The following is a 17355-nucleotide window of genomic DNA, read 5'->3' as shown; positions in this document are numbered from 1 at the left end:
CATGTGAGCGGCTGTTTTTTCAGTTTTCCTGCCCGTTTTGTCGTCAAACTCACCAAAGACCCGACGAATTGCGAGGCAGGGACATTTTACGCTTCCCTTTTGGATGGAAAGCAGTATGGAATCCCCCTATTCATGAGCTTGCCTAGGGGGCTCAATAACAAGAGATGCAACCGACTGGATTGCATCCAGGGGATAGGCAATGGAATATTTTGTCCAGCAGCTCATCAACGGGCTGACTCTCGGCTCGATCTATGGGCTGATCGCCATCGGTTACACGATGGTCTACGGCATCATCGGCATGATCAACTTCGCCCATGGCGATATCTTCATGCTCGGCGGCTTCGCTGCCCTCATCGTTTTTCTCATCGTTACCAGCGTTTTCGTCGGCCTGCCGGTCGTGATCCTGCTGCTCGTCATGATGGCCGCGGCCATGCTCACGGCATCGCTGTGGAACTGGACGATCGAGAAGGTCGCCTACCGGCCGCTGCGCGGCTCGTTCCGCCTGGCGCCGCTGATCACCGCGATCGGCATGTCGATCACGCTGTCGAACTTCGTCCAGGTCACGCAGGGTCCGCGCAACAAGCCGATCCCGCCGCTGGTCTCCTCGGTCTACAACGTCTTCGGCCTTTCCATCTCGCTGAAGCAGATCCTGATCATGATCCTGACGGTCTCGCTGCTGGCGACCTTCTGGTACATCGTCAACAAGACCTCGCTCGGCCGTGCCCAGCGCGCCACCGAGCAGGACCGCAAGATGGCCGCCCTGCTCGGCATCGACGTCGACCGCACGATCTCCATCACCTTCATCATGGGCGCTGCCCTCGCTGCCGTCGCCGGCACGATGTATCTGATGTACTATGGCGTGATCGTCTTCACCGACGGCTTCGTGCCGGGCGTCAAGGCCTTCACTGCTGCGGTCCTGGGCGGCATCGGCTCGCTGCCGGGTGCGGTGCTCGGCGGTCTCCTGATCGGTCTCATCGAATCGCTCTGGTCCGCCTATTTCACGATCGACTACAAGGACGTCGCGACGTTCTCGATCCTGGCCATCGTGCTGATCTTCAAGCCGTCCGGCATCCTCGGACGACCGGAAGTCGAGAAGGTATAACCCAATGGCAACGACTACCTACTCCAACGAGGGCGCCGCCGGGAACCTGACGGCGCGGGCTCTGCGCGAGGGCTTCTATGCCGGTCTCGTCGCCTTCGGCCTGTTCTTCCTGTTCGTCGGCCTGGAGACGACCCAGAACATCCGCAACGAACTTGTTCTCAACCAGCGCTGGGGACTGCTGGCGGTCTTCGTCGCCGTCGCGGCCGTCGGGCGCTTCCTCGGCGTCCTGTTCATCCAGCCGTGGATTGCCGCGCGCAAGGCGGCGCGGGCCGCGGCCGTGGACAAGGCGGCGCCGGAGACCTTTCTTGCCCGCAATTTCAGCAAGATCGCCATCGTCGTCGTCGCGCTGATGCCGCCCATCGCGGTCACGCTCTTCGGCGTGCAGGGGTCGCTGAAGTGGGTCGACAATTTCGGCATCCAGATCCTCATCTATGTGATGCTGGCCTGGGGGCTGAACATCGTCGTCGGCCTCGCCGGGCTGCTCGACCTCGGCTATGTCGCCTTCTACGCGGTCGGCGCCTATTCTTATGCGCTCCTGTCCCAGCACTTCGGCTTCTCGTTCTGGATCCTGCTTCCGCTCGCCGGCATCCTCGCCGCATTCTGGGGCATGATCCTGGGCTTCCCGGTGCTGCGCCTGAAAGGTGACTACCTGGCGATCGTGACGCTTGCCTTCGGCGAGATCATCCGCCTCGTCCTGATCAACTGGACCGAGGTCACCAGGGGCACGTTCGGTATTTCCAGCATCCCGAAGGCGAGCGTCTTCGGCATCTGGTCGTTCGACGTGGGGGCTCCGAACAACTTCGCCAAGGTCTTCGGCCTGCCGATGTCGTCGGCCTACTACAAGATCTTCCTGTTCTACGTGATCCTGGCGCTGGCGCTGCTGACGGCCTACGTGACGATCCGGCTGCGCCGCATGCCGATCGGCCGTGCCTGGGAGGCTCTGCGCGAAGACGAGATCGCCTGCCGTTCGCTGGGCATCAACACGGTCACGACCAAGCTCACCGCCTTTGCGACGGGCGCGATGTTCGGCGGTTTCGCCGGATCGTTCTTTGCGGTGCGGCAGGGCTTCGTCTCGCCGGAATCCTTCGTCTTCCTCGAATCGGCCATCATCCTTGCCATCGTCGTTCTCGGCGGCATGGGCTCGCTCGTCGGCATCGCTGTCGCTGCCACCGTCATGGTCGGCGGCACCGAGCTCCTGCGCGAGATGACCTTCCTCAAGGCGGTGTTCGGCCCGGACTTCACGCCGGAACTCTATCGCATGCTGATCTTCGGCCTCGCCATGGTCGTGGTCATGGTCTGGAAACCGCGCGGTTTCGTCGGCAGCCGTGAACCGACCGCCTTCCTGCACGAGCGCAAGGCCGTGTCCGGCAGCTTTACCAAGGAGGGACACGGCTGATGTCCGCCCTCGAGACGAATGCGATGAACCAAGACCCGATCCTCAAAGTCGAACATCTGTCGATGCGCTTCGGCGGCCTGATGGCGATCAACGACCTGTCCTTCGAGGCACGCCGCGGCGACATCACCGCCCTGATCGGCCCGAACGGCGCCGGCAAGACGACCGTCTTCAACTGCGTCACCGGCTTCTACAAGCCGACCATGGGCATGATCTCGATGACCCAGCAATCGGGCAAGACGTTCCTGCTGGAACGCATGCCGGATTTCGAGATCACCCGCGACGCCAAGGTGGCCCGCACCTTCCAGAACATCCGCATGTTCTCGGGCCTGACGGTGCTGGAAAACCTGCTGGTCGCGCAGCACAACATGCTGATGCGGGCGTCGGGCTACACGATTCTCGGTCTCCTCGGCTTCGCCGGCTACCGGCGCGCGAAGGAGCAGTCGATCGAGATCGCCAAGCACTGGCTGGAAAAGGCGGACCTGATCGAGCGTGCCGACGATCCGGCCGGCGACCTTCCCTACGGCGCGCAGCGCCGTCTGGAGATCGCGCGGGCCATGTGCACGGGACCGGAGTTCCTGTGCCTGGACGAGCCGGCGGCCGGCCTCAATCCGCGCGAGTCGCTGGCGCTCAACGAGCTCCTGCGCTCGATTAGAAACGACACCGGCACGTCGATCCTGCTCATCGAGCACGACATGTCGGTGGTCATGGAAATCTCCGACCACGTCATCGTGCTGGAATACGGCCAGAAGATTTCCGACGGCACGCCGGACGAGGTGAAGAACGATCCGAAGGTCATCGCGGCCTATCTGGGCGTCGAGGACGAAGAGGTCGAAGAGGTGATCGAAGAGATCGAGGAGATCCAGGAGAGCGACGGAGAGCAGGGGGGCAAGCACTGATGAGCGAGACCCTTCTCAAGGTCCACGGCGTCGAGACCTACTACGGCAACATCCGGGCGCTGGCCGGCGTCGACGTCGAGGTCAGGCGCGGCGAGATCGTCAGCCTGATCGGCGCCAACGGCGCCGGCAAGTCGACCCTGATGATGACCATCTGCGGCAGCCCGCAGGCCCGCACCGGCACCGTCGTCTTCGACGGCCAGGACATCACCCGGCTGCCGACGCACGAGATCGCGCGCCTGCGCGTGGCCCAGTCGCCGGAAGGTCGCCGCATCTTCCCGCGGATGACCGTCTACGAGAACCTCCAGATGGGGGCGAGCCTCGACAAGCTGAAATACTTCGACGAGGACGTGGAGAAGATCTTCACGCTGTTTCCGCGCCTGAAGGAACGCCAGGCGCAGCGCGGCGGCACGCTTTCGGGCGGCGAGCAGCAGATGCTGTCGATCGGGCGTGCGCTGATGGCGCGGCCGAAGCTGCTTCTTCTCGACGAGCCGTCGCTCGGCCTCGCGCCCTTGATCGTCAAGCAGATCTTCGATGCCATCAAGGTGCTGAACAAGGAGCAGGGGCTGACCGTGTTCCTCGTCGAGCAGAACGCCTTTGCCGCCCTCAAGCTCTCCGACCGCGCCTACGTCATGGTCAACGGCCGGGTGACGATGAGCGGTTCGGGCAAGGAGTTGCTGGCCAACCCGGAAGTGCGCGCCGCCTATCTGGAAGGCGGACGGCATTGAGGACGGCTGGCGCATGGTCGTTTGCGACCGGGCGCAGAACGAAAGCGTTGCGGCGACCCTTGCGCGTCCTGGACGATGCGCGGCGCCGTAGAAGGAGTATGTGACATGCAGGGAATTCTCTACGAGGAGCCGTCGTTTCTGCAGTTCCTTTTCGTCACCGTCATCATGGGTGGCTGGACCGCCTGGAGAACGGGCAAGAGCGTCGCGGAAAACTGGCAGAACTATCGGACGCTCGTCCTATACGTGCTGCTTCTAGGGGTGGCGATCCGCTTCATCCACCACGCGCTGTTCAACGGTAGCATGCTGACTTTGCAGTACTATTTCGTGGACACCGTGGTTCTTTTGTTGTTTGCTACGGCCGGTTATCGCTTCTACCGCACGAGGCAGATGACCAATATCTACTATTGGCTCTACGAGAAGGCTTCGCCCTTCTCCTGGAAAGCCAAATAAGAGGGAACCCCAGGCCCGGCGTGCTGGCGCCGGTCTTGGAACAAAGACATCGGCGCAATGGTGGTGGGTATTGCGACCGGTTAAAAACTGACCTGCCTTAAACTTGGGAGTAACAAAATGAAGAAGTCTCTCTTGTCTGCTGTTGCGCTGGCCGCAATGGTCGCGTTCAGCGGCAACGCCTGGGCCGATATCCTGATCGGCGTCGGCGGCCCGATGACCGGCCCGAACGCTGCCTTCGGCGCACAGTTGCAGAAGGGTGCAGAACAGGCCGCAGCCGATCTCAACGCAGCCGGCGGCATTAACGGCGAGCAGGTCAAGATCGTGCTCGGCGACGACGTGTCCGATCCGAAGCAGGGCGTTTCGGTTGCCAACAAGTTCGTCGCTGACGGCGTGAAGTTCGTTGTCGGTCACTTCAACTCGGGCGTCTCGATCCCGACCTCGGAAATCTACGCCGAAAACGGCATCCTGCAGATCTCCCCGGCCTCGACGAACCCGACCTACACCGAGCGCGGGCTCTGGAACACGTTCCGCACCTGCGGCCGCGACGACCAGCAGGGCATCGTAGCCGGTTCCTTCATCGCCGCCAACTTCAAGGATGCCAAGGTCGCCGTCATCCATGACAAGACCCCGTACGGTCAGGGTCTTGCCGACGAAACCAAGAAGGCCATGAACGAAGCCGGCGTCACCGAGGCCCTCTACGAAGGCATCAACACCGGCGACAAGGACTTCTCGGCGCTTATCGCCAAGATGAAGGAAGCCGGCGTCTCGATCGTCTACTACGGCGGCCTGCACACCGAAGCCGGCCTCATCATGCGCCAGATGAAGGATCAGGGCCTTCAGGCGACGCTGATGTCGGGCGACGGTATCGTCTCGAACGAACTGGCCTCGATCGCCGGCGACGCCGTCGACGGTACGCTGATGACGTTTGCTCCGGATCCGCGCAAGAACCCGGCCGCAAAGGACCTCGTCGAGAAGTTCCGCGCTGCCGGCTTCGAACCGGAAGCCTACACGCTCTACGCCTATGCGGCCGTTCAGGTCATCGCTGATGGCATCAAGGCTGCCGGCGGCACCGATTCGCAGGCTGTTGCCGAAGCCATCAAGGCCAAGGGTCCGTTCGCGACCGCCATCGGCGAGCTCGGCTTCGACGAGAAGGGCGACATCACCCGTCCGGACTACGTCATGTACACCTGGAAGAAGGGTGAAGACGGCAAGTACAGCTACTTCGAGAACGAATAATCGTTCCGGCGGAAAGGGCGGCGCCAAGACCGCCCGAAACCGGCTGAAAACTGGAGCCCGGCGCTTGCGTCCGGGCTCTTTTCATGTCTGCTGGGCGCACATGGAACGGAGGGAAGAATGAAGAAGGCACGCATCCTGGTCACGCGGCGGTGGCCCCAGGCAGTGGAGGCCGTTCTGGCCGAGCGGTTCGACGCAGAGTTCAACACCAGCGACTGGCCGATGGACCAGGCGATGCTGGCGGATGCGCTGGCGCGCTTCGACGCGGTGCTGCCGACCGTCTCCGACCGCCTGCCGGCGGCGCTGTTCGGGGAGGGGGCGCTTGCCGCCAGGATCATCGGCAACTACGGCGTCGGCTACAACCATATCGACATCGCCGCGGCCTCGGCGCGGGGCATCGTGGTGACGAACACGCCGGGCGTCCTGACCGACTGCACGGCCGACATCGCGATGACCCTGCTGCTTTCGGTGGCGCGCCGGGCCGGCGAGGGCGAAAGGGAGGTCAGGGCCGGCGGATGGACGGGCTGGCGGCCGACCCACATGATCGGCACGAAGGTGACCGGAAAGACGCTCGGCATCATCGGCTTCGGGCGGATCGGCAAGGCGATGGCCAGACGCTGCCACTTCGGCTTCGACATGGACGTCGTCTTTTACAATCGCTCGCGGGTCGATCCGGCGGAGGCGGCGCGCCATGGCGCAAGGCAGCTTGATACGGTGGAGGAGGTGCTGGCCGCAGCCGACTTCGTCTCGCTGCATTGCCCGGGTGGCGGCGAGAACACGGGGCTGATCGACGCCCGCCGGCTGCAGGCGATGAAGCCGTCCGCCTTCCTCATCAACACCGCCCGCGGCGATATCGTCGACGAGGCGGCGCTCGCCAGTGCGCTTGCCGAGGGCCGCATCGCCGGCGCAGGCCTCGACGTCTACGCGGCCGAACCGCATGTGCCGGAGGCGCTGCGGCAGATGGAGAACGTGGTGCTGCTGCCGCATCTCGGAAGTGCGACGGCAGAAACGCGGATCGCCATGGGGATGAAGGTCGTCGACAACATCACCGCCTTCTTCGACGGGCGCGAGCCGCCGGACCGGGTGGCCTGAAGCAACCCGGCGCGCGTCCCGGATCGTCAATCGAAGGCTGGTCCCCCGTTTCCGGTTCCCGTGCCGGACCATTGCAGAAATGCAGCACCCCTTCCGGATCTGGCGGGCGCAGCCGGCGGGAGGGCGCGCCCAATCTTGCGCGGCCGCCGGAATCGCGACACCATCCTCGATACAAGGCAGGTCGGCATGTCCGCGGGTCGATAGGGGCCGGACATGGCGGCACTTGAACCGATGCCGGCCCTTCATGCCGGCATCGCTCCGCGTCGAGGGCTTGGCGCGCGCCGAACAGGGAAGAACGCTCCGAGGCGGGTCAGGCGACAGCTTATCCCGAACAGGAGACAAGTATGCCCCATCCTTCATTGCCTGACGGTAAACCGCATCTTCATGCCCGCAGCGCCGGCGCAGCCCGGCGCCGTTCGCTTCCGGTCCTCGGCGCGGCCCTTCAGGTCGCGCTCTGGTCGGGGTTCGCCCTGCCGGCAAACGGCCACGACGCGCCGAGCGGCTGGAGCTACCCCTATGCCTGCTGTTCGATGAACGATTGTCGCCCGGTCGCCACTAGGGCGATCAGCGAGCGGCCGGAGGGTTTCGTCATCAATGTCACCGGAGAGGTCGTGCCATACCGGGACGCGCGCGTCCGCCCGTCGCCCGACGGCGAGTTCCACTGGTGCTCGGTCGCAGGTGGCGACAGCGGCCGCACGATCTGCCTGTTCGTGCCGCCGCGCGCCTATTGACCGGAAGGCCGCGGGGTCGGGGCACGGGTGCCGCCCCGGCATAGCCGGTTGGTATGAGTTGCGTCGATTTTTATCGATCGGATTAGCCGGATGTGAAATTCACCCCTTTATGTTCGCCGCATGCGAATGCGGAGAATGTAATGTTTCGGGACGGTTCTTCATCGGGAGGCTTGCGGAGCGGTCATCACGCACTGGCAAAGGCCGAGCTCGCGACGATCCTGCCGTATGGCTTCCTGATTGCGGCGGCGCTGGCGACCGGCCTGCACCTGATGCTGGCCGCCCTGCATGCGCCGATCCGGCTCCTGCCGTTGCCCGAGCCCGGACCCGCCGCGCAAGGGGTGGCGTCGTCGCTCCTGATGGCCGCGAGCGTGGCGGCCTTGCTGACCGCCCTTGCAGGCCTCGGTCTCGGCGCGCTCCAGCACCTGCGCGCCAGGATCGACCGTGCCGGTCTCGCCGATCCGCTCTCTGGCGTCATGAAACCGGAGGCGATCACGGAAACTCTGGACGCTGCCGCCGTACCCGGCTTCGTGATCCTGTTCGGCGTGGCCCATTTCGCCTTCCTCGCAAGCCGCTATGGGTCGGATACCGCCAACCTCATTCTGCGGCTGGTGGCCGAGGAACTCTCGCGCACCTTCCACGCGCCCCATCAGGTCGGGCGATCGGCGGACGGCGAGTTCGTCGTCATGCTGGCAAGCCAGAGCCCGGACGATTGCATCCTGCTGGTGGAGGACGTGCGTCGGTCGGTTGCGACGCGGTCGGTGGCGACCCGCTCGGGGGCTGTTGCAGTGGCGCTGTCTGCGGGCGTCGCCCGGATTGCACCGAACGTGCCGGCCGCGGTGACGATGGACGCGGCGCGCCGGGCGCTCACGAACGCCCGCGACACGGCCAGCACACGCGCCGTCTATGCCTTTGACAAGCACGCGAAGCCGATGTGCTGACAATCCTGTACTGCGCATGCGCGCAGCCTTCGGGCGCCAGGTCCGACCTCAGACCGACTGAAGCTCTTCCGGATCGTTTACCTGCACCAGCCGGCCGCGCACACTGACGCCGTGGCGGCGCAGGTGCGAGAAGGCGCGCGACAGCGCCTCGGGCGCCAGTCCCAGCTGCCCGGCCAGCAGGTTCTTCTGGTAGGGCAGGCGGAAGCTGACGTTGCGCGCGCCGCTCGGGCATTGTTTCTTCAGATACTGGGCAACCCGCTGCGGTGCGGTGTGCAGGCGATCGTCGGCGATCGTGGACAGGCTGCCGGCGAACTGCCCGGCCAGGACATTGGCGAGCGCCAGGGCCAGGTCCGGCTTGGCGGCTGCAAGCTCGCGCACACGCTGCAGCGGGAACAAGGCGATCTTGACGGCGTCCGTGGCCTGGGCACTGGCGCAATAGTTCTGCCCGTGCAGGCAGACGCTGGCGCCGACGAGGTCGCCGGGCTCATGGATGAGAAGATCGACCTCGCGCCCCTGCGGCGACAGGTGGAACGTCCGCACATAGCCGCCGAGCACGCAGTAGAGCGTATCGGCCGGCTCGCCCTCGCGGAACAGGGTCTGTCGCGCACCGACGGTCCGCACGGTCGCGAGATCCAGCATGGCCGACAGGCTCTCCAGCCCGAGCGCGGACAACAGCGGCAGGGACATCAGGGTTTCACGTTCCCAGGCGTTGGGTCTCATCATCCTGTTCATGGTTCTTGCGCCCATTCCTTCCCGACATCGTTCCGGACGAATGTGCCTCCTCGGAAGACAGGGATGGCAAGTCCGGCATGTGACGAAAGACTAGAGCGAAAACAGGCGGCGCACGTTGATTTCGGTCAAATTGCGGTGCCGCGCCTTTCCTGTCTCATGAAACGAAGAAGCCGGGGTGTTGCCCCGGCTTCCGTATCGCGATTCTTCTTGCCGTCTACTCCGCGGCGAGGGCGGAGTGATGCACGACGCTGAGCGGTTTCTTTCCGCGTTCGCGCTTCTCGAGGGCGGAGACTCGGTCGTCGAGGGCCTCGACGTTGCGGGCGGCCTCGTTCGCAGCCTCGGTCAACGCCTCGTTGTCGAGCGGCGGCGGCTCCTCGTCCTTCTTGCCGACCATGCGGCCGAAGATGCGGGCCAGCAGGCGCGACAGGTCGTCCATGATCAGGAAGAAGGAGGGCACGACGACGAGCGACAGCACGGTGGAGACGATGATGCCGCCGATTACGGCGATCGCCATCGGCGCACGGAACGTGCCGCCTTCCCCGACGCCGAGCGCAGAGGGCAGCATGCCCGCCGACATGGCGATCGAGGTCATGACGATCGGGCGGGCGCGCTTGCGGCCGGCTTCCACCATCGCCTGCGTGCGCTCCATGCCCCGATGCATCATCTCGATGGCGAAGTCGACGAGCAGGATCGCGTTCTTCGTCACGATGCCCATCAGCATCAGGATGCCGATCAGCACCGGCATCGAAAGCGAATTTTGCGTCAGGATCAGGCCGGCGGCCACGCCGCCGATCGCGAGCGGCAGCGAGAACAGGATGGTGAAGGGCTGGATCACGTCCTTGAACAGCAGGATCAGCACCGTCAGCACCAGCAGCAACCCGAGCAGCATGGCATTGCCGAAGCCCTGCAGCATCTCCGCCTGCACCTCGGCGTCGCCGCTTTCCAGGAACTGGACGGTGTCGGGCATGTCGACGCTCTCGGCGATTTCCTTGAAGCGCGCCGTCGCCGTATCGAGCGCCACGCCCGGCTGCAGGTCCGAGCCGATCGCGACCACGCGGTTGCGGTCGTAGCGCTTGATCGAGCTCGGGCCCTCCGAATAGTCGATGTCTGCGACGGAGGACAGCGGCACGAATTCGCCCTTGGCGGTCCTGATCTTCAGGTTGCGGATCGCGCCGAGATCGCCGCGGAAGTCGCGGTCGAGCTGGACGCGGATCGGAATCAGCCGGTCGTCGAGCGACATCTTGCTGAGCTGGGCATCGATGTCGCCGATCGTGGCGACGCGGATGACCTCGGAGATCTGGGCGGTGGTGATGCCGAGGCGGGCCATCTGGTCGTCCCGCGGCCGGATCTGCAGCTCGGGGCGCGGCAGCGAGCCGTCCGGGCTGACATTGGCGAGCACGGGATCGGCGCGCAGCCTCGCCTCGAGCACGGCCACGGTCCTGTCCAGGTCGGCCTCGTTGTTGGAGAGCAGGTTGAAGGACAGGTCGCGCTCGTAGCGGTCGTTCAGCTTGATGATGCGGACATCGGGAATGTCGCGAAGGGCGGCGAAGATCTCGCGCTCGATGTCCCACTGCGGCACGGTGCGGCCGGCGGGCGGCAGCTTCGGCAGGTACTGGCCGATCACCGGCAGGCCGCCGATCACGTCGTTGACCACCCTGTTGACGAGCGAGTGGTCGCGCTTGTCGAGCATGACGGTGATGCCCGCGCGCCGGAGCTCGAGATCGCCCTTGGGAGAGGAACCGCCGAGGATGAAGATGTCGCTGACGCCATCGATGTCCTTGAGCCGGTCGTAGATCTGGGCCGTCGTATGGTCGGTATCCTCGAGCATGGCATCCGGCGGCAGCTCGATCGAGAGGATGACGCGCGAGGCGTCTTCCGGCGGCATGAAGCTGCCCGGCACCTGCGCCAGCAGCCACAGCGAACCGGCGAGGAAGGCGATCGCGGCGACGAGGGTGGCGTAGCGGCTGTACCAGTGGCTCGTCGTGGTGCGGACGATCGCGGTGTAGCCACGCATGAAGGCGCCGTCCTTCTCCTCGTCGTGGCCGTCGGCGTCGCTGGCCCGCATCAGGTAGGCGGCCATCACCGGCGTGATGAGGCGCGCCACCGCCAGCGAGAAGAACACGGCGACGGCGACCGTCAGGCCGAACTGGATGAAGTACTGGCCGGGGATGCCGGGCATGAAGGAGACCGGCACGAAGACGGCGATGATGGTGAACGTGGTGGCGATCACCGCCAGACCAATTTCGTCCGCTGCCTCGATCGCCGCCCTGTACGGCGTCTTGCCCATCTTGATATGGCGGGCAATGTTCTCGATCTCCACGATCGCGTCATCGACGAGGATACCGGTCGCGAGCGTCATCGCCAGGAAGCTGACAAGGTTCAGGGAGAAGCCGAGCAGGTCCATGACGTAGAAGGTCGGGATCGCCGAGAGCGGCAGGGCGACGGCGGAAATCAGCGTCGCCCGCCAGTTGCGCAGGAACAGGAGAACGACGATGACCGCCAGGATCGCGCCCTCGAAGAGGGTGTGAAGGGCGGCCTCGTAATTGCCGTAGGTGAAGTAGACGGAATCGTCGACCAGGCTGATCGCGACGTCCGGGTTCTTCTCGCGAACGGTCGCAAGCGCCTTTTCGACCGATTCCGCCACCGTCACCTCGCTCGCCCCCTTGGAGCGGAAGACGGCGAAGGTCACCACCGGATTGCCGTTGAAGCGGGAGAAGGAGCGCGGCTCCTCGTAGGTGTCGGAGATGCGGCCGAGTTCGGACAGGCGGACGAAGCGGCCGTTCGGCAACGCGATCACGGTGGCGGCGAGCTTTTCCACCGAACGTGCGTCACCGAGCACGCGGATCGCCTGCTCGGCGCCGGCGATCTGGCCGCGGCCGGAGCCGACGTCGGCGTTGATGCTGCGCAGCTGCTGGTTCACGTCGGCGGCGGAGATGCCGAAGGATTCCAGCTTGTCGGCGTTGAGGTCGACATGCACTTCCCGGTCGGCGCCGCCGAAGCGGTCGACCTTGCCGACGCCCGGCCGACCCTGCAGGGCGCGCTTGACGGTGTCGTCGACGAACCAGGACAGTTCCTCGAGCGTCATGTTGGGGGAGGAGACGGCAAAGGTCTGGATCGCCTGACCCTCGACGTCGATCTTGGTGACGATCGGTTCCTCGACGGAAGCGGGAAGGTCGTTGCGGATGCGGTCGACCGCGTCCTTGACGTCCTGGAGCGCCTGGTTCGTCGGCACCTCGATCTCGAAGATGACGCTGGTGACGGAGCTGCCGTCGGTCACCGTCGACATGATGTGGTCGACGCCGGCGATGCCGGCGACCGAATCCTCAATCTCCTTGGTCACCTGCAGTTCGAGTTCGGCCGGTGCTGCGCCGCTCTGGGTCACGCTGACCGAGATGAGAGGCACGTCGATGTTCGGAAAGCGCGTGATCGGCAGCGAATAGAACGACTGCATGCCGACGACCATCAGGAGGAAGAAGGCAAGCAGCGGCGCAATCGGGTTGCGAATGGACCAAGCAGAAAAGTTCATGTTCCAGTTGTCCTCATGGCACGGCGCATGGCGGCCATCGCACCCGGCCGGCTCGATCGTCGCGCGTCATTTCCGCACCTGATGGTGCCGGCGTTCCCATTTTTGTCGTCGCACGGGCGGTTGTCCCGAACGATATTTTACCACGCATCCTGTCGTGCGAAATCCATCGCGACGACCGAGGCGGGGCCGATTTGCCCGTCCGGGGCCCCGCTCAGTTCGCAGCCTGGGACTGGGCGGCCCGCACCGGCCTGATCCTGTCCCCGTTGCGGACATAGGCGCCTGCCTTGGCGACCACCTCGTCGCCGGCGGCAAGGCCGCTTTCGATCTCGATCATCTGCCCGTCCTGGATGCCGGTGACGACCTTGACCAGGGTGACGACGCCGTCCTCGACCTTGCGGGCCATGGTGCCTTCGCGCGAGGTGGTAACGGCCGAAAGCGGCAGGACGAGGCCGTTCTTCTCCTCCGCGGTGATCTCGGCGCTGGCGAACATGCCGACGCGGGCCTTCTCCGGTTCGTCGAGCTTGATGTAGACCCGGCCGAGGCGCGTGTCGTTGCTCAGCGTCGGTTCGACCAGGCGGATGCGGCCGGTCAGACGGTCGCTGCCGCCGGCAAGCGAGATCGTCGCTTCCTGCCCGACCTGGAGCTTCAGGATGTTCGCCTCGGACACGTCCGCCTTCAGTTCGATCTCGCCGTTGCGGATGATGGAGAACAGCGGCTGCGTGCCTCCCCCCATGGCGATGGCGCCGATCTTGGCCGTGCGCGCCGAGACGACGCCGGACACCGGCGCCTTCACCGAGGTACGCGCAAGCTTCAGGTCGATGTCGGCGATCTGGGCGTCCATCACCCGGATTTCCGCCTGCGACACCGAGATCGCCTGCTCGGCGGAGGTGACGCGCGAAACCGCGGCGCGGGCGGCAGCCGTCGCCTGATCGAAGGTCGCCTGCGATGTCGCGCCGGTCTTCACCAGTGTCTCGGCGCGGATGCGCGCCTTGTCGGCTTCCTCGGCATTGGCCTTCGCCTCGACCAGTTGCGCCTGCATCTGCGCGACGGAGGCTTCCGCCTTCGCCCGCATCGCCGCCAGCCGGCTGTTTTCCAAGACCAGCGCATCATCGTTCAGCGTCGCCAGCGTGTCGCCTTCCTTGACCCGGTCAGCCACGTCGGCGCCGAGAGAGCGGATGGAAAGGCCGTCGACGAGCGGGGCGACATAGACCTCCTCGACCGGCTGGATCGTGCCGGTGGCGATCACGCGATCGACGATGGCGCGCTCTTCCACGGCGGTGACGACGATTGCCGGGAGGTTCTGCGCCTGATCGGCCACGGGTGCTTGATCGGCGCCATGGGCAACAGACACCGCGAGAGGCACCAGGCCTGTCGCCGTCGACATGGCAACCGACAGGCAGAGTGCGTACTTCAATCCAGGCGCCATGGATGAACCTTCAATATGCGAATGAATTTACAGAGCGTAGGACGGCGATCTTTGCCGTGCTGCCGCATTTCCTCCGGGTGCGGTCGAAAAGGTCGCCTCGACGCTCGCTTTCGGCCAGTCGGGCCGGTCCAAACCGCGCGTTTTATGTAATGAGGCGCCCTCATGCTTACAAGCGGCAACCAAAATGGTGCCTCACTATTTACATTGAGCGTTGTTGGCGTGCAACAGGCCCGGCCCGTGCCATCATGACGCGCAAGGGCCCGACAGCGCTTCCCCGAAGCGAAAGAGCGCCCGGAGAGGTCCCCGCGCGCCCTGTTTCTGCAGATGCCGGCGCTGGCCCTACTTGAGGGCCGAGTCGGTGATCTCGTGCGTCCAGGCGCCCTCCGGTTCCCTGGAGATGACCGGGTCGGAGCCGCCGGCCAGCAGCGAGGCGACGGTGCGTTTGTAGTCGGCCTCGTCGAGCGTGCCGTTGGAGCCGGCCGTGAGCTTGGCGACCTCGCCCATCATACGCTTCTGGTGGGCTTCGGTCTGCGCGCCGGTGCTGTCGTTCTCCAGAACGATGTCGGCGGCCTCGTCCGGGTTCTCCTCGGCATATTTCCAGCCCTTCATCGAGGCGCGGACGAACTTGACCATCTTGGCCTTGAAGTCCGGATCCTTCAGCTTGTCCTCGAGCACGTAGAGGCCGTCCTCGAGCGTCGCCACGCCCTGGTCCTCGTACTTGAAGGTGACGAGGTCCTCCGGCTTGATGCCGGCGTCGATCACCTGCCAGTATTCGTTGTAGGTCATCGTCGAGATGCAGGCAGCCTGCTTCTGGATCAGCGGATCGACGTTGAAACCCTGTTTCAGCACGGTGACGCCTTCGGGGCCGCCGTCGGTCGGGATCTTCAGGTGCGCCATCCAGGACAGGAACGGATACTCGTTGCCGAAGAACCAGACGCCGAGCGTCTTGCCCTTGAAGTCCTCCGGCCCCTTGACGCCGCTTTCCTTCAGACAGGTCAGCATCATGCCCGAGGACTTGAACGGCTGCGCGATGTTGACGAGCGGCACGCCCTTCTCGCGGGTGGCGAGCGCGGACGGCATCCAGTCGACGACGACGTCGGCGCCGCCGCCGGCGATCACTTGGGCGGGGGCGATGTCCGGGCCGCCCGGCTTGATCTCGACGTCGAGGCCTTCCTCTTCGTAGAAGCCCTTGTCCTTGGCGACGTAGTAGCCGGCAAACTGGGCCTGGGTGACCCATTTCAGCTGCAGCGTGACCTTGTCGGCCGCGCCGGCCTGGAAGGCAGCAAGCGAAAAGGCGCTTGCCATGAGAAGCGATGCGATAGTCTTTTTCATAGCTGTTCCCTCTTTTTGTACATTGTTACGCCTGTCCACCGCGGACAGACGGATGCCAGAACGTGACGGCGCGCTCGACCAGCGCCACCACGCCGTAGAAGATCGATCCGGCGAGCGCGGCGACCGCGATCTCGGCCCAGACCATGTCGACATTCATGCGGCCCACTTCGGTGGAGATCCGGAACCCCATGCCGACGATGGGCGTCCCGAAGAATTCGGCGACGATGGCGCCGATCAGCGCCAGCGTCGAGTTGATCTTGAGTGCATTGAAGATGAAGGGCCAGGCGGCCGGCAGGCGCAGCTTCACCAGGGTTTGCCACCAGTTCGCGGCATAGGTCCGCATCAGGTCGCGCTCCATGTGGCTCGCCGCGGCGAGGCCCGCGACGGTGTTCACCAGCATAGGGAAGAAGGTCATGATGACGACGACGGCGACCTTGGATTGCCAGTCGAAGCCGAACCACATGACCATGATCGGCGCTATGCCGATCACCGGCAGCGCCGAGACGAAATTGCCGAGCGGCAGCAGGCCCTTCTGCAGGAAAGGCGAGCGGTCGATCAGGATCGCCACGACGAAACCCAGCCCGCAGCCGAGGATATAGCCGGTGATCACCGACTTGAGGAAGGTCTGGCGGAAATCCGCCCAGAGCGTCGGCAGCGAGGTGATGAGCCGCTGCCAGATCGCGCTCGGCGGCGGCAAAAGGACGGAGGGAACGTTGAAGCCGCGCACGATGCCTTCCCACAGCACCAGCAGGGTGACGCCGAAGAGCAGCGGCACGACCGCGCGCGCGATGCGCTGGAGGGCGGGGCTCCGGAAATGCTGGCGTACGAGCCATTCGTTGAAGGCCCAGGCGGCCAGCCAGAAGACGACGGCGGAGAGGAGCGGGGCCGCGTTCATGCGCGCGCCCCCATCCGCCTGAGCACGGCCGAATGGGCGATGCCGACGATGATCACCAGCAGGGCGGCGACGGCCGCCGCCATGAACAGCGCCGCCCAGATCTGCACCGTCTGGCCATAGTAGGAGCCGGCGAGCAGGCGGGCGCCGAGCCCGGCCACCGCCCCCGTCGGCAGTTCGCCGACGATCGCCCCGACCAGCGAGATCGCCACGGCCACCTTCAGCGAGGTAAAGAGATAGGGCATGGAGGACGGCCAGCGCAGTTTCCAGAACGTCTGCGCCGAGGACGCGTTGTAGGTGTGCATCAGGTCCAGCTGGATCTGTTCGGGGCTGCGCAGGCCCTTAACCATGCCGACGACGACGGGGAAGAAGCTGAGATAGGTGGAGATCAGCGCCTTCGGCAGCAGGCCGGAGAGACCGACGGCATTGAGCACGACGATGATCATCGGCGCGATCGCGAGGATCGGGATCGTCTGGCTGGCGATCACCCAGGGCATCAGCGAGCGGTCCATCGCCTTGTTGTGGACGATGCCGATGGCAAGCAGGATGCCGAGCACGGTGCCCATGGCGAAGCCGAGCAGCGTGGCCGAAAGCGTCACCCAGGCATGGTAGACGAGGCTGCGCTTGGAGGTGACGGCCTTGTTGACGGTGGTGTCCCAGAGTTCGGCCATCACCTGGTGCGGCGCCGGCAGCACCGGACGTTCCTGCGCCATGGTCTTCGGCAGGATCTCGGCGAAGCTGATCGTCGTGCCGGCTCTCGCCGCCGTGTCGCGCTCGAAGGGCGCGTTGAGGAAGACGGCGGCGACGTACCAGATCGCCACGAGCGCGAGCACGACGGTTGCCACGGGCAGGAGGCGATCGAGGACGAAATTCTCCCTGTCCAT

The 17355-nt window shown here is 65.0% G+C and carries 15 protein-coding genes; 9 read left to right on the top strand and 6 right to left on the bottom strand.

Annotated elements, in window-relative coordinates:
- Window positions 1–199: 199 nt before the first annotated feature.
- The 9 genes from OCK02_RS06230 to OCK02_RS06190 all read left to right on the top strand — a co-directional run bounded on the left by OCK02_RS06230 (window position 200) and on the right by OCK02_RS06190 (window position 8563).
- Window positions 200–1102 carry a branched-chain amino acid ABC transporter permease gene (locus tag OCK02_RS06230; RefSeq protein ID WP_263812284.1) on the top strand — a complete coding sequence of 301 codons (903 nt, stop codon included), beginning with the start codon at window positions 200–202 and terminating at the stop codon, window positions 1100–1102.
- A gap of 4 nt (window positions 1103–1106) precedes the next feature.
- On the top strand, window positions 1107–2498 hold the full coding sequence (gene livM / locus OCK02_RS06225) for a high-affinity branched-chain amino acid ABC transporter permease LivM (RefSeq protein WP_263812283.1): 1392 nt from the start codon (window positions 1107–1109) through the stop codon (window positions 2496–2498).
- Window positions 2498–3394, top strand: a complete 897-nt coding sequence (locus OCK02_RS06220; RefSeq protein WP_318530123.1) for an ABC transporter ATP-binding protein — start codon at window positions 2498–2500, stop codon at window positions 3392–3394. Before livM ends, OCK02_RS06220 begins: the two co-directional genes overlap by 1 nt.
- The gene (locus OCK02_RS06215; RefSeq protein ID WP_230807035.1) at window positions 3394–4119 is read left to right on the top strand and encodes an ABC transporter ATP-binding protein; all 726 of its coding nucleotides are present in this window, start codon (window positions 3394–3396) and stop codon (window positions 4117–4119) included. Before OCK02_RS06220 ends, OCK02_RS06215 begins: the two co-directional genes overlap by 1 nt.
- Before the next feature lie 105 nt (window positions 4120–4224).
- On the top strand, window positions 4225–4569 hold the full coding sequence (locus OCK02_RS06210; protein ID WP_263812282.1) for a DUF6867 family protein: 345 nt from the start codon (window positions 4225–4227) through the stop codon (window positions 4567–4569).
- A gap of 117 nt (window positions 4570–4686) precedes the next feature.
- A complete protein-coding gene (locus tag OCK02_RS06205; protein WP_230807037.1) occupies window positions 4687–5805 on the top strand; it encodes a branched-chain amino acid ABC transporter substrate-binding protein in 1119 nt (372 codons plus the stop codon).
- 117 nt (window positions 5806–5922) lie between these two features.
- Window positions 5923–6894 (top strand): 2-hydroxyacid dehydrogenase, encoded by a 972-nt coding sequence (locus OCK02_RS06200; RefSeq protein WP_263812281.1) that lies wholly within the window; start codon window positions 5923–5925, stop codon window positions 6892–6894.
- Between the two features lie 344 nt (window positions 6895–7238).
- Window positions 7239–7625, top strand: a complete 387-nt coding sequence (locus OCK02_RS06195; RefSeq protein WP_263812280.1) for a hypothetical protein — start codon at window positions 7239–7241, stop codon at window positions 7623–7625.
- 170 nt (window positions 7626–7795) lie between these two features.
- Complete coding sequence (locus OCK02_RS06190; RefSeq protein WP_263812279.1) at window positions 7796–8563, top strand: GGDEF domain-containing protein; 768 nt, start codon at window positions 7796–7798, stop codon at window positions 8561–8563.
- A 48-nt stretch (window positions 8564–8611) separates the two neighbouring features.
- Here OCK02_RS06190 and OCK02_RS06185 read toward each other — a convergent pair whose 3' ends face one another.
- The 6 genes from OCK02_RS06185 to OCK02_RS06160 all read right to left on the bottom strand — a co-directional run bounded on the left by OCK02_RS06185 (window position 8612) and on the right by OCK02_RS06160 (window position 17355).
- Window positions 8612–9250 carry a Crp/Fnr family transcriptional regulator gene (locus tag OCK02_RS06185; protein ID WP_263812278.1) on the bottom strand — a complete coding sequence of 213 codons (639 nt, stop codon included), beginning with the start codon at window positions 9248–9250 and terminating at the stop codon, window positions 8612–8614.
- A gap of 259 nt (window positions 9251–9509) precedes the next feature.
- Entirely contained in the window at window positions 9510–12821 is a 3312-nt protein-coding gene (locus tag OCK02_RS06180) for an efflux RND transporter permease subunit (protein ID WP_263812277.1), read from the bottom strand.
- 211 nt (window positions 12822–13032) lie between these two features.
- The gene (locus OCK02_RS06175) at window positions 13033–14205 is read right to left on the bottom strand and encodes an efflux RND transporter periplasmic adaptor subunit (protein ID WP_318530125.1); all 1173 of its coding nucleotides are present in this window, start codon (window positions 14203–14205) and stop codon (window positions 13033–13035) included.
- A 381-nt stretch (window positions 14206–14586) separates the two neighbouring features.
- Complete coding sequence (locus tag OCK02_RS06170; protein ID WP_263812275.1) at window positions 14587–15579, bottom strand: ABC transporter substrate-binding protein; 993 nt, start codon at window positions 15577–15579, stop codon at window positions 14587–14589.
- Window positions 15580–15604: 25 nt separating this feature from the next.
- Entirely contained in the window at window positions 15605–16474 is an 870-nt protein-coding gene (locus tag OCK02_RS06165; protein WP_263812274.1) for an ABC transporter permease, read from the bottom strand.
- Window positions 16471–17355 carry an ABC transporter permease gene (locus OCK02_RS06160; protein ID WP_263812273.1) on the bottom strand — a complete coding sequence of 295 codons (885 nt, stop codon included), beginning with the start codon at window positions 17353–17355 and terminating at the stop codon, window positions 16471–16473. The genes OCK02_RS06165 and OCK02_RS06160 overlap by 4 nt, the downstream gene beginning before the upstream one ends.

This window comes from Rhizobium sp. TRM96647 (assembly GCF_025780115.1).
GTDB lineage: Bacteria > Pseudomonadota > Alphaproteobacteria > Rhizobiales > Rhizobiaceae > Mycoplana.
Note: the sequence above shows the minus strand (reverse complement) of the source record. Positions and strands in the feature narration are given on the sequence as shown.

Coding starts and splice junctions, on each gene's coding strand:
- OCK02_RS06230 (WP_263812284.1), top strand. CDS start 200: ATGGAATATTTTGTCCAGCAGCTCATCAACGGGCTGACTCTCGGCTCG.
- livM (WP_263812283.1), top strand. CDS start 1,107: ATGGCAACGACTACCTACTCCAACGAGGGCGCCGCCGGGAACCTGACG.
- OCK02_RS06220 (WP_318530123.1), top strand. CDS start 2,498: ATGTCCGCCCTCGAGACGAATGCGATGAACCAAGACCCGATCCTCAAA.
- OCK02_RS06215 (WP_230807035.1), top strand. CDS start 3,394: ATGAGCGAGACCCTTCTCAAGGTCCACGGCGTCGAGACCTACTACGGC.
- OCK02_RS06210 (WP_263812282.1), top strand. CDS start 4,225: ATGCAGGGAATTCTCTACGAGGAGCCGTCGTTTCTGCAGTTCCTTTTC.
- OCK02_RS06205 (WP_230807037.1), top strand. CDS start 4,687: ATGAAGAAGTCTCTCTTGTCTGCTGTTGCGCTGGCCGCAATGGTCGCG.
- OCK02_RS06200 (WP_263812281.1), top strand. CDS start 5,923: ATGAAGAAGGCACGCATCCTGGTCACGCGGCGGTGGCCCCAGGCAGTG.
- OCK02_RS06195 (WP_263812280.1), top strand. CDS start 7,239: ATGCCCCATCCTTCATTGCCTGACGGTAAACCGCATCTTCATGCCCGC.
- OCK02_RS06185 (WP_263812278.1), bottom strand. CDS start 9,250: ATGTCCCTGCCGCTGTTGTCCGCGCTCGGGCTGGAGAGCCTGTCGGCC.
- OCK02_RS06180 (WP_263812277.1), bottom strand. CDS start 12,821: ATGAACTTTTCTGCTTGGTCCATTCGCAACCCGATTGCGCCGCTGCTT.
- OCK02_RS06175 (WP_318530125.1), bottom strand. CDS start 14,205: ATGTCGACGGCGACAGGCCTGGTGCCTCTCGCGGTGTCTGTTGCCCAT.
- OCK02_RS06170 (WP_263812275.1), bottom strand. CDS start 15,579: ATGAAAAAGACTATCGCATCGCTTCTCATGGCAAGCGCCTTTTCGCTT.
- OCK02_RS06165 (WP_263812274.1), bottom strand. CDS start 16,474: ATGAACGCGGCCCCGCTCCTCTCCGCCGTCGTCTTCTGGCTGGCCGCC.
- OCK02_RS06160 (WP_263812273.1), bottom strand. CDS start 17,355: ATGGACAGGGAGAATTTCGTCCTCGATCGCCTCCTGCCCGTGGCAACC.